Source organism: Paenibacillus algorifonticola (genome assembly GCF_050481745.1).
GTDB classification, from domain to species: Bacteria; Bacillota; Bacilli; order Paenibacillales; family Paenibacillaceae; genus Pristimantibacillus; species Pristimantibacillus algorifonticola_A.
The window spans coordinates 49,955-61,124 of record NZ_JBCNGR010000026.1 but is presented as its reverse complement, the minus strand read 5'-3'; the positions used below and the strand labels follow the sequence as shown (position 1 = coordinate 61,124).

The window sequence follows — 11,170 nt, the reverse complement described above, 5'->3', positions numbered from 1 at the left end:
CCCTTGCCGCTGGCGACGGCAATGAACTGCACCCCGCTGCGGGCATCCAGCAGCGGGCTCGCCAGCCCTGCCCCGTGGCCTTGCACGGGGCCGGCGGCGCCTGCGCCTGCGGCAGCGGAGGCTTCGCCGCCGCCGCTTGGCGCCCCGCGCTGCGCGGAAGCATCCGCCGCAGCTGCGGGCTCTAGCGCACGAAACCGGCAGTGCACGGTTTCGGCGCCCAGCCGCGCTAACGCTTCGCGCAGCGCGGCTTCCAGCGAGGGCTTCGCCTCCTCGCTGGCAACCAGCACCGTCAGTGAAACTTGACGGTCCTTCACCATCACATCGCGGACGGCTACCTCACCCGCCGTATATAGCGCCGTTACTGCTTCAACGGCTTCCAAAGCTTGCTCACGTGTTAACATTAGGATATGTCCCACCTTTATGTATGCGATTACTGCCTATTAATAATGATTATAGCATAGTTAAGCAGCAACATTCATGGCTGTAACGTGTCGAAACGGTTTCATCCTTGTGGCGTGTCCTCTGCCGGCTGCATCATTTTTCTCCAGCAGCGTATTTAAGCAGCCCTTGATAAATGGAAGCAGCGACCTTGCGCTGGTAATCCGAATCGGCGAGCCTTGTTGCTTCCCCTGGATTAGAGAGAAAGCCAACTTCAATTAAAGCGGCAGGCACGTCCGTAATCGCTTTGAGCAAATAGACGGTATTCTCCGTTGCTGCGACGCGGCTCGTATTTTCCAAATTGCGTTTGATCTCGTTTTGAATAGCAGCAGCAAGCACCTTGCTGTCCTGATGATTAGCCGGATTGTAAAAGGTTTGCGCCCCCGACCATTTTGCCGAAGGGATACTATTCATATGAATACTGATAACCAAGTTAGGCTGACTTTCCTTTATGACCTTTACACGCTTATGCAAATCCTCCGTTTTCCGCCTGCTATAGGTTTTTGTATCTGGCGCTGCCAGATCATAATCCCCTTCGCGTGTCATCACGACAATGGCTCCCGCCTGCTGCAAATAATCGCGCAAATAAAGCGCAATCGCCATATTCAAATCCTTCTCAACGACTCCCTGCTTGCTCACCGCCCCGCCGTCTACTCCACCATGCCCAGCATCAAGCGCGATCGTCTTGCCGGACAAAGGCGTTGCCCAAGTCTTCCATGTCCGCGCCGTCCGTTCATCTCCATAAGTAAGCAGCGTCCATACGAGTGCGATGGCCAGCACAGCAGCAGTCAACCGCATTGCTCCCTTTAGCGTTATCCAAACGACCAAGCGTCGTCCCCATCGGCGCAAAAAAACCACCCCGTCCTCCATCAAATAATAATCAGCTCCAGCTTGGCCGGCGCTCATTATCATCTTATGGGACGAGATGGTTATTTATGAGTGTGTCTCTGCACATTCACAGTGTCACACAATAGCTCGGATTTGCCATGGGAACATGTTTCGGTCATTGCCATGTTGCCGCATTTTTGACAGGCGAAGCTGTGTTCGAAATAAAGCCGTTTATTTGTGCAAGCCGCACTCTGTTTTTTCTTGTCCTGCCCAGCGTCCAGCACGTGGATCTTCACCCGGCATAACTTGACGTGTGCAATATTCGCAGCCAATGCTCGGATAGTTTTGATCATGAAGCGGGTTGTAGATGACATCATTTTCACGGATATAGTTCCATACATCTTCCGTTGTCCAATGTGCAATCGGGTTAAACTTCACCAATCCGAATTTTGTATCGTATTCGATTTTTTTCGCGTTAGCCCGTGTTAGCGCCTGATCACGACGGATACCTGTAATCCATGCTTCGTATTGGGACAGAATCCGGGTAAGAGGCTCTACCTTACGAATGTCGCAGCATTGATTGGCATCTGACTTCCACAGCTCTTCACCATATTGCGCAGCTTGCTGCTCCGGCGTAATTTTCGGCTTCACTTCAACGAATGGAATTCCTGGATAGCGCTCGATCATACGATCGCGAGTCTCATACGTTTCTTTAAAGTGGAAATCAGTGTCCAGGTAGAAAATGTCCGTTGTTGGGCTGATCTTCTGCAGCATATCAACGAGCACAACATCCTCCGCACCGAAGCTGCAAGCAAAAGTAAGCTTAGGGAATGTCGCAACAGCAAAAGCAATAATTTCCTCTGGCGTTGCATGTTCCAGCTCAACAGCCTGCTTGGCAATAAGGGCTTCCTTCTCAAAAAGATTCATCGTTTTACCCCTCCGTTTCAATTCCAAGTATATTGATCTGTATTTAAATCCAATTATACGTCGTCCACTCACTATCTTCAATATCTAGTTTACTCCAAAATGAAATAAAGTTTGTTGAATATGCAAAAAAACGGGCTCCAAGCACACTTCTTCCGCTTGTCCCGTCTACATTTCCTGTATTTTCTTAGGCCTGACAGCTGGTAAATATCCAGGTTGGTTTTTTCAGTGCCTTTTATCGCCTCTTTTAGAAAAATGATTCCAAGGAACTGGTCCCTAACCGTTCCATCTATTTCAGCTTCTCGGCATCCTTCATCACAAGCTTCAATAAATAACAAAAAACCCCCGGCCAGAAGGCCAGGGGCTGTTGAACAACATATTAACGTTTCGAGAATTGTGGCGCGCGACGAGCCGCTTTAAGACCGTATTTTTTACGCTCTTTCATACGTGGGTCACGAGTCAGGAATCCAGCGCGTTTCAGAGCTGGACGGTATTCAGCGTCTACTTTCAGTAGAGCACGGGAGATACCATGACGGATAGCGCCTGCTTGGCCGGACATACCGCCGCCGTTAGCAATAACCAATACATCATATTGCGTAAGCGTTTCTGTCAGGTTAAGCGGTTGTTTAACGATAAGTTTCAATGTTTCCAAACCGAAGTATTCGTTGATATCACGTTTGTTAATGATGATTCGTCCTTCACCTGGCACGAGACGTACACGTGCAACAGAGTGTTTACGACGACCCGTTCCATAGTATTGCACTTGAGCCATGAAACTGTCCTCCCCTTTAATTACCCGCGAAGTTCGTAAACTTCAGGATTTTGTGCTTGGTGCGGATGTACCGAACCAGCGTATGCTTTAAGTCTAAGCTTCATTTTGTTACCTTGACGTGTTTTTGGCAACATGCCGTGAACAGCCAATTCGATAACGCGATCAGGCTTTTTGTCGATCATAACGTTAGCTGGTGTAACTTTCAAACCACCAGAGTACATCGAGTGACGGTAGTACATTTTGTCTGTCAGTTTTTTACCTGTCAGAACGATTTTTTCAGCGTTGATTACGATAACGAAATCGCCTGTGTCAACGTGAGGTGTAAATTGCGGCTTGTGTTTGCCACGGATCAAGCTAGCTGCTTCGCTTGCCAGACGACCGAGGGTTTTACCTTCCGCATCAATGATGTACCATTTACGTTCAACTTCATTTGGCTTAGCCATATAGGTGGTACGCATGGAGATCCTCCTTCATTCGCTTACGTTTAAAATTTAATTTTATCAAAGAACGTTTCCGTTCGATTTATAACAGTTATTGCTGCCAAGTTTGTGACGATCTCAGTCGGGGCTGTGGGATAGCCACTAAGAAAGCACAAGTTATATATTACTATAAAAAGCGGCCTAAAGCAAGCAGTTTGTACGATTAACTTCTTAGTTCATCGGGATATTCAACTTCGACCAGCGTAAGGCCATGAGGCATTGCAGTTGGGCCAGCCAAAGACCTGCTTTTGCCCTCTAATATGCGCTTCATATCTTCCGGCTGCAGCTTGCCTTGCCCTACCCACAGCAGTGTCCCCATAATAACGCGCACCATATTGTACAAAAAACCGTTGCCGGTCACGTACATATGAAGCTTGCTGCCCTGCTGCTCAAAATACGCCTCATAAATCGTTCTTATATGATGCGGCTTCGTCGAGTGAATAGACGTGAAAGAAGTAAAATCATGCTCGCCAATTACATAGGGCAGTGCCTTCGCCATAGCCTCTGCATCAAGGCGCATCGGATAATGAAAGCAATACTCGCGGGTGAATACATCCGGGAATTTGCCACGATCTATCGAATAACGATACGTTTTTCGTTTGGCCGAGCGCCGGGAATGAAAATGCTCCGGCACCTCGCGCGCCTCCAAAATAACGATATCCTTCGGCAGCCTCGTGTTCAGCGCAATTGCCCATCGCTCCACCGGTATGACGGATTTCGTATGAAAATTGAAAACCTGTCCCATAGCATGAACGCCTGCATCTGTCCGGCCTGAGCCAATGATATGAATTTCCTCACCCGTAAGCGCCTTTAGCGCTTTCTCAATCTCCTGCTGCACCGTTCTGAGATGCGGCTCCAGCTGGGATTGGAAGCCATTAAACTGCGCCCCATCATAACTAACCTTTACTGCAATATTTCGCATGTGGAATTCCTCCCAGACCCTCGAGAGGGCTTCTACCCAAACCTTTAAAGGCTTCTATCCCAAACCCTCAACAGAGAGTTTACCCAAACCTTCAAAAGCTCTCCAACCTCCAGCTCCCTCATGCCTTTGCTGCATCCATAAGAACTGCACGGCAGCTCTTGCTTCGGCAACTACCGGCAGTGAATAACTACTGCTCCTATGTAAAGCTTAGCAGAGAGCAGTTTGGCAGACATAGTGTGCCTTAATAATAGGGCACACTATGTCTGCTGCCTCCACGACCCGCAGGCCGCGTTTATTTGCGGCTTGTGAGGGCTAGGATTTGGCGAAGCGAGGCTGGGTGGTAGAGTGATGTGCTTTGGAGAGGGGATGGGAGTGGAGTGAAAGGTTTGGAGCTGGAGAAGCGAAGCGTTCGTCTTTGTTGTCTGATTTAAACCGCTAAGCGCTAGTTATTAATAATCAGACAACAACAACGATCGTAAGCCCAAACCTTTCACGGAGTGCCCACCCCGGCCAAAGCCTAACTCGACCATCAGCCGACGCGATGCCATAAACTCCGGCCCTTACAAAAGCCAGCAAATAAAAAAAGGTGGCCTCGAGGGTCCACCCTTTCTCATGTTACGCGCGGTCTACCAGTTCCAAATATACCATTGGCGCAGCGTCGCCACGGCGAGGTCCTAGTTTCAAAATCCGCGTGTATCCGCCCGGACGCTCCGAGTAACGGGGGCCCAGCTCCGAGAACAATTTTTGGATTGCATCTTGCTCTCCATCGATTGTTTCACGACGCACGTAAGCTGCTACTTGACGACGCGCGTGCAAGTCGCCTTGCTTCGCTTTCGTGATCAGCTTTTCAGCGATCGAACGAACCTCTTTCGCTTTTGCTTCCGTTGTTTGAATACGCTCATAAAGGAAAAGGTCAGTAACGAGGTCACGGAACAATGCTTTCCGCGCGCTAGCGTTACGGCCTAGTTTTTGATATGCCATCTTGATTTTCCCTCCCTTGCCTGTAGTCTAGACTAATTGATGCTACTCTTCCATGCGCAGGCCAAGACCCAGTTCTTCCAGCTTCTCTTGAACTTCCTCAAGCGACTTGCGGCCCAAGTTGCGAACCTTCATCATGTCCTCTTCGGATTTCGTAATCAGCTCTTGAACGGTGTTGATTCCTGCACGCTTCAAGCAGTTGTATGAACGTACGGAAAGATCCAGTTCTTCGATAGTCATCTCCAGAACTTTCTCTTTTTTGTCTTCTTCCTTCTCCACCATAATCTCGGCATCTTTCGCTTCGTCAGTCAAGCCAACGAACAGATCCAAATGCTCAGTCAAGATTTTAGCGCCGAGGCTTACAGCCTCTTCCGGACGAATACTGCCATCAGTCCAAACTTCCAGCGTAAGCTTATCATAGTTAGTCACTTGACCAACACGAGTATTCTCCACACTGTAATTTACACGTGTAATTGGCGTGTAAATCGAATCAACCGGGATAACTCCAATCGGTTGATCTTCCCTTTTGTTACGGTCCGCTTGCACATATCCGCGTCCCCGATTAGCAAAAACACGCATATGGAGCCGCGCGCCGGAGGCCAAGGTGGCGATGTGAAGATCAGGGTTCAAAATCTCGACATCGCTGTCAGCACGAATATCGCCCGCCGTAACGATTCCTTCGCCTTCAGCGTCGATTTCCAAAACCTTCTCTTCATCGGAGTGGATTTTCAACGAGAGGCCCTTCAGGTTCAGAATGATTTCAGTTACGTCTTCCATCACTCCTGGAACTGTAGAGAACTCGTGAAGCACTCCGTCGATCTGAACGGAAGTAACAGCTGCACCTGGCAAAGACGACAACAAAATTCGGCGAAGCGAATTTCCAAGCGTCGTGCCATAGCCACGCTCGAGCGGCTCAACAATGAACCGTCCGTAAGTCCCATCCTCGTTCAAATCCACGGTCTCGATTTTCGGCTTTTCGATCTCAATCACTAATAGTACCCTCCTTCAAACGTCGCTCCGTTACCATACCGTATCTTAAGTCAAATCTCGTAGTATGCCAAACCTTCACAACCATTATTCACAAGTTGCTGTCATTTGATACCACAGTGGATCCAACTATACGCGACGACGTTTTGGTGGACGGCATCCGTTATGAGGCACTGGAGTAACGTCTTTAATCAGGTTAACTTCTAGGCCTGCTGCTTGAAGCGAACGAATAGCTGCTTCACGACCAGCGCCTGGACCTTTAACCATAACCTCAACGGTTTTCATGCCATGTTCCATTGCTGCTTTAGCTGCAGTTTCAGCTGCCATTTGAGCTGCGAAAGGTGTGCTTTTACGCGAACCTCTGAAACCCATGTTACCGGAGCTTGCCCAAGAGATTGCATTGCCGTGAGGGTCCGTAATTGTAACAATCGTGTTATTGAATGTCGAGCGAATGTGAGCGACGCCAGACTCAATATTTTTCCGATCACGACGTTTTGTACGAACGACTTTTTTCGGTTTTGCCATTATCCTATTTCACCTCTTCTTATTTCTTTTTGTTAGCTACAGTCCGACGAGGACCTTTACGCGTACGCGCATTTGTTTTCGTGCGTTGTCCACGAACAGGCAATCCACGACGGTGACGAACACCACGGTAACATCCGATTTCAATCAGACGTTTGATGTTAAGCGAAATTTCACGACGCAAGTCGCCTTCCACTTTAACTGTTTTGTCAATTGCTTCACGAATTTTCGCAAGCTCATCTTCCGTCAAATCCCGAACACGAGTGTCCGCGTTAACGCCAGTTGTGCTCAAGATTTTTTGTGAAGTCACTTTGCCAATACCGAAAATGTATGTCAGAGCGATTTCGACGCGCTTATCACGCGGCAAGTCTACACCAGCTATACGTGCCATAGGCCGTTATCCCTCCTTCTATCCTTGTTTTTGTTTGTGTTTCGGATTTTCACAAATCACCATAACGTTGCCTTTGCGACGAATGACTTTGCATTTTTCGCAAATCGGCTTAACCGAAGGTCTAACCTTCATTGTGATTACCTCCCGAATCTTTCGCTCGCAAACCGCAATGCGGCCTACTTACGATAGGTGATGCGCCCTTTTGTTAAATCATAAGGCGATAACTGTATAACCACCTTGTCTCCTGTCAGAATACGAATAAAGTGCATTCTGAGCTTACCGGAAACATGTGCGAGAATTTGATGACCGTTCTCCAGCTCCACCTTGAATGTGGCATTCGGCAACGGTTCAATCACCGTACCTTCGACCTCAATGATGTCTTCCTTAGCCAACCGTCATTCTCCTTTCGCATGTGCAAACTTCTGTATAACATAACGTAACTTGGTATTGGTCACCCTGCCTGATTCAAGCAAGCTGTTTACAACTTCGCTGCTTATCACAGGCTGTAACTCGAGATGCAGAACGTTCTTCTTCTTCGGCGAGTCGAAGCGCCGCTTATCGCCATCTACAATCATAACGAAACGTTCGTCAATGACGGATATGACCACCGCATAGCTGTCTTCATCCTTGCCCCGAAGCACCTTGACAATTTGGCCTACCTGCGGAAACTTTTCCATCTCTGGCTCAGTCCGCCTGTGGCTTCGATAGCGTCAAAATTTCAAAACCATTCTCCGTTACGGCAACCGTATGCTCAAAATGGGCACACATCGAGCCGTCTTCCGTTACGACCGTCCAATTGTCTTCAAGCGTGCGGACATATCGTTCACCGATGTTCACCATAGGTTCGATGCAAAGCACCATTCCTGGCTCAAGCTTCGGTCCGCGACCTGGCATACCATAGTTTGGAATTTGCGGCTCCTCATGAAGCTTCGCTCCAATTCCATGACCGACAAACTCGCGTACAACCGAGAAGCCAGCCGCTTCGACAACTTGTTGAACAGCATGGGATATCGTAAATAGCTTCTCATTCGGGCGGATGAGATTCACGGCCGCATAAAGCGACTGTTCCGCTACATCCAGCAGCCTCTGTACTTCAGGCGTTACTGCGCCAACCGGGTAGGTCCATGCCGAGTCGCCATGATAGCCATTGTACTGCGCTCCGATATCGATACTAATAATATCGCCTTCGTTCAACTTCCGAGGTCCTGGAAAACCATGTACCAGCTCGTCATTTACAGAAGCGCAAATGCTGGCGGGAAAACCATTGTAACCTTTAAAAGAAGGCAGGGCTCCTTGACTGCGAATGTAGTCTTCAGCTAGTTGATCAAGCTCTAGGGTAGTAATACCCGGCTTTACCGACCTCGCCATCAACCGATGGGCATCCGCAACAATTCTGCCTGCTTCTCTCATATAGCGCAGCTCCGTTTCGGATTTGCGTATAATCATTACAATGAACCTCGCAAGATGGAAGTAATGTCGGCCGTTACCGCATCAATTTCCTTCTCGCCATCGACTTCGCGAAGAAGACCTTTATCACTGTAATAGTCAAGAAGTGGAGCAGTTTTGGAAATGTACTCATCCAGACGCGTCCCAACCTTCTCCTCCGTATCATCCGAACGCTGATACAATTCGCCGCCGTCTTTATCACAGACGCCTTCTTGTTTCGGCGGATTGAACAGAATGTGATACGTCGTTCCGCATGTTTTGCAAATGCGTCTTCCAGTTAGGCGTGCCAAGAGAAATCCACGATCAACCTTTAAATTAACGACATGGTGAATGCCTCGGTCAAGTTCCTTGAGCATGCCATCAAGCGCTTCGGCTTGTTGCAATGTCCGAGGAAAACCGTCCAGCAAAAACCCTTTATTGCAATCGTCTAGTGCAAGACGTTCTTTTACGATACCGTTCGTAATCTCATCAGGTACAAGCAGTCCTTTATCGACATACTCTTTCGCTTTGAGACCGAGCGCAGTGCCTTCTTTCATAGCAAGGCGGAATGCATCGCCTGTCGAGATGTGTGGTATACCAAACTCGGAAACGATTCGTTCAGCTTGCGTTCCTTTACCGGCTCCCGGAGGGCCCATGAATAAAATGTTCATTCGTGTTCCTCGCTTTAAACACAATAGGCTCATGCGGGTCCGTACCATCGCAAGCGACGTCACGGAAGCCCGAACAGAACCTATTGTTATTTATTGATAAACCCTTTGTAATGGCGTTTGATCAACTGGGTTTCGATTTGCTTCATCGTATCAAGCGCAACGCCGATAACGATCAGAAGCGAAGTTCCTCCAAGTTGCACCGTACGCGGCAATCCTGCAAGCGTTCCGAAGAGTACTGGCAAAATCGAGATAACCGCTAGGAAAAGCGCGCCCGTCAATGTAATACGTGACATAACGCGAGTCAGATAAGAAGAAGTTGGTTTACCCGGGCGAATACCTGGGATGTAACCACCGTTCTTTTTCATTTGATCCGCCATTTGTACCGGATTAATTTGAACGAAGGTATAGAAGAAAGTGAAACCGATAATCAACAGTACATACAGGACCATACCAAGCGGTTTGTCATAATACATATTATTGATAATCCAGTTTGCCCATGCCGATCCATTCCAGAACTGAGCAATCGTAACGGGGAACATCAGAAGCGATACCGCAAAAATAACCGGAATAACGCCTGCTCCGTTTACTTTCATCGGGATATGAGTCGATTGTCCACCGTACATTTTTCTGCCCACTACGCGTTTAGCGTATTGTACCGGAATTTTACGAATCCCTTGCTGAACAAAGATTACACCGACGATAATGGCAATGATCGCAATAAGGATCAGAACCATTTTACCAATATTCCAGAACAAAGCAGCTTCTTGACCAATAAATTGATCTTGCCATATTGTACGGATGTGGCCTGGGATACCAGCAGCGATACCTGCGAAAATCAGGATCGAAATACCGTTACCAATACCACGCTCAGTAATTTGCTCGCCAAGCCACATCAAGAAAGCAGTACCTGCAGTCAAGATGATAGCAACAACCAAATAATCAACGAAGGTCGCTCCAGGAATCATCTCATTGCCATATTGGCGGTTGAAGCCGATTGCTGTTGCAAAACCTTGAACCAAACCAAGAATAACCGTGCCGTAACGAGTAATTTGTGCGAGCTTACGTTTGCCGTTCTCGCCTTCCTTCGCCCACTCTGCAAATTTAGGAATAACATCCATCGACAACAGCTGCACGATAATCGAAGCTGTGATATACGGCATAATCCCAATTGCAAAGATAGAGAATTTGAAAAGCGCTCCACCAGAAAACGTGTTAAGCAAGCCGAACAAATCTGCACCTGCGCGATCAACTTGTTTGAACACTTCTTTATTGATGCCCGGTACCGGAATGAAAGAACCAATCCGGTAGATGAGCAGGATGAAAAGCGTAAATAGAATGCGCGAGCGCAAATCCGCTACTTTCCAAATGTTGGACACGGTTTTGAACAATTAGATCACCTCGGTTTTACCGCCGGCAGCCTGGATTTTCTCTACCGCAGATTGAGAGAACTTGCTTGCTTTAACAGTCAGTTGGACGTTGATTTCACCGTTACCCAAAATCTTAATGCCTGCCAGTGGATTTTTAACAATCCCTTGCTCAAGAAGAACTTCTGGAGTGACTTCGGTGCCTGCTGCAAAGCTGTTGAGCTCTTCAATGTTGATTATGGCATACTCTTTACGGAAACGGTTGTTAAATCCGCGTTTCGGTACACGACGGTACAATGGGTTTTGACCACCCTCGAAACCAGGACGAACACCGCCGCCGGAGCGAGCATTTTGACCTTTGTGACCACGTCCAGCTGTTTTACCGTTACCGGTACCAATACCGCGACCTTTACGTTTTGGTGTTTGCTTGGAACCTGGTGCTGGTGCGAGTTCATGCAATTTCATCGTT

16 protein-coding genes and 1 pseudogene are annotated in these 11,170 nt (G+C 48.2%); all 17 read right to left on the bottom strand.

The features are described from left to right. Positions 1-416, bottom strand: a pseudogene (locus ABEW34_RS21395) (MRP family ATP-binding protein); the annotation flags it as partial. Between the two features lie 118 nt (positions 417-534). Further along, the gene (gene cwlD / locus ABEW34_RS21390) at positions 535-1,236 is read right to left on the bottom strand and encodes an N-acetylmuramoyl-L-alanine amidase CwlD (RefSeq protein WP_430161328.1); all 702 of its coding nucleotides are present in this window, start codon (positions 1,234-1,236) and stop codon (positions 535-537) included. A gap of 261 nt (positions 1,237-1,497) precedes the next feature. Then, positions 1,498-2,193 carry a phosphoadenylyl-sulfate reductase gene (locus tag ABEW34_RS21385; protein WP_430161326.1) on the bottom strand — a complete coding sequence of 232 codons (696 nt, stop codon included), beginning with the start codon at positions 2,191-2,193 and terminating at the stop codon, positions 1,498-1,500. Positions 2,194-2,569: 376 nt separating this feature from the next. Continuing rightward, the gene (gene rpsI, locus ABEW34_RS21380; protein WP_046234255.1) at positions 2,570-2,962 is read right to left on the bottom strand and encodes a 30S ribosomal protein S9; all 393 of its coding nucleotides are present in this window, start codon (positions 2,960-2,962) and stop codon (positions 2,570-2,572) included. A gap of 20 nt (positions 2,963-2,982) precedes the next feature. Further along, entirely contained in the window at positions 2,983-3,420 is a 438-nt protein-coding gene (gene rplM, locus ABEW34_RS21375; protein WP_046234254.1) for a 50S ribosomal protein L13, read from the bottom strand. Positions 3,421-3,604: 184 nt separating this feature from the next. Further along, complete coding sequence (gene truA, locus ABEW34_RS21370) at positions 3,605-4,363, bottom strand: tRNA pseudouridine(38-40) synthase TruA (protein WP_430161325.1); 759 nt, start codon at positions 4,361-4,363, stop codon at positions 3,605-3,607. A gap of 615 nt (positions 4,364-4,978) precedes the next feature. Further along, positions 4,979-5,344: a 50S ribosomal protein L17 gene (gene rplQ, locus ABEW34_RS21365; RefSeq protein ID WP_046234252.1), complete on the bottom strand. Its 366-nt coding sequence runs from the start codon at positions 5,342-5,344 to the stop codon at positions 4,979-4,981. A 42-nt stretch (positions 5,345-5,386) separates the two neighbouring features. After that, entirely contained in the window at positions 5,387-6,331 is a 945-nt protein-coding gene (locus ABEW34_RS21360; protein ID WP_046234251.1) for a DNA-directed RNA polymerase subunit alpha, read from the bottom strand. 126 nt (positions 6,332-6,457) lie between these two features. Next, positions 6,458-6,853: a 30S ribosomal protein S11 gene (gene rpsK, locus ABEW34_RS21355; RefSeq protein ID WP_046234250.1), complete on the bottom strand. Its 396-nt coding sequence runs from the start codon at positions 6,851-6,853 to the stop codon at positions 6,458-6,460. Between the two features lie 19 nt (positions 6,854-6,872). After that, positions 6,873-7,241 carry a 30S ribosomal protein S13 gene (rpsM, locus tag ABEW34_RS21350; protein ID WP_046234249.1) on the bottom strand — a complete coding sequence of 123 codons (369 nt, stop codon included), beginning with the start codon at positions 7,239-7,241 and terminating at the stop codon, positions 6,873-6,875. 18 nt (positions 7,242-7,259) lie between these two features. Continuing rightward, a complete protein-coding gene (rpmJ, locus tag ABEW34_RS21345; RefSeq protein WP_003333770.1) occupies positions 7,260-7,373 on the bottom strand; it encodes a 50S ribosomal protein L36 in 114 nt (37 codons plus the stop codon). A gap of 44 nt (positions 7,374-7,417) precedes the next feature. Then, complete coding sequence (gene infA, locus ABEW34_RS21340; RefSeq protein WP_046234248.1) at positions 7,418-7,633, bottom strand: translation initiation factor IF-1; 216 nt, start codon at positions 7,631-7,633, stop codon at positions 7,418-7,420. A 3-nt stretch (positions 7,634-7,636) separates the two neighbouring features. Then, on the bottom strand, positions 7,637-7,918 hold the full coding sequence (locus ABEW34_RS21335) for a KOW motif-containing protein (protein WP_430161324.1): 282 nt from the start codon (positions 7,916-7,918) through the stop codon (positions 7,637-7,639). Positions 7,919-7,925: 7 nt separating this feature from the next. Then, entirely contained in the window at positions 7,926-8,687 is a 762-nt protein-coding gene (map, locus tag ABEW34_RS21330) for a type I methionyl aminopeptidase (protein WP_430161323.1), read from the bottom strand. Further along, on the bottom strand, positions 8,687-9,337 hold the full coding sequence (locus ABEW34_RS21325) for an adenylate kinase (RefSeq protein ID WP_056035806.1): 651 nt from the start codon (positions 9,335-9,337) through the stop codon (positions 8,687-8,689). Before ABEW34_RS21325 ends, map begins: the two co-directional genes overlap by 1 nt. Before the next feature lie 86 nt (positions 9,338-9,423). Continuing rightward, positions 9,424-10,725: a preprotein translocase subunit SecY gene (gene secY / locus ABEW34_RS21320; RefSeq protein ID WP_056035803.1), complete on the bottom strand. Its 1,302-nt coding sequence runs from the start codon at positions 10,723-10,725 to the stop codon at positions 9,424-9,426. Beyond that, positions 10,726-11,166, bottom strand: a complete 441-nt coding sequence (rplO, locus tag ABEW34_RS21315; RefSeq protein ID WP_046234243.1) for a 50S ribosomal protein L15 — start codon at positions 11,164-11,166, stop codon at positions 10,726-10,728. It abuts the gene before it with no gap. Positions 11,167-11,170: the final 4 nt, after the last annotated feature.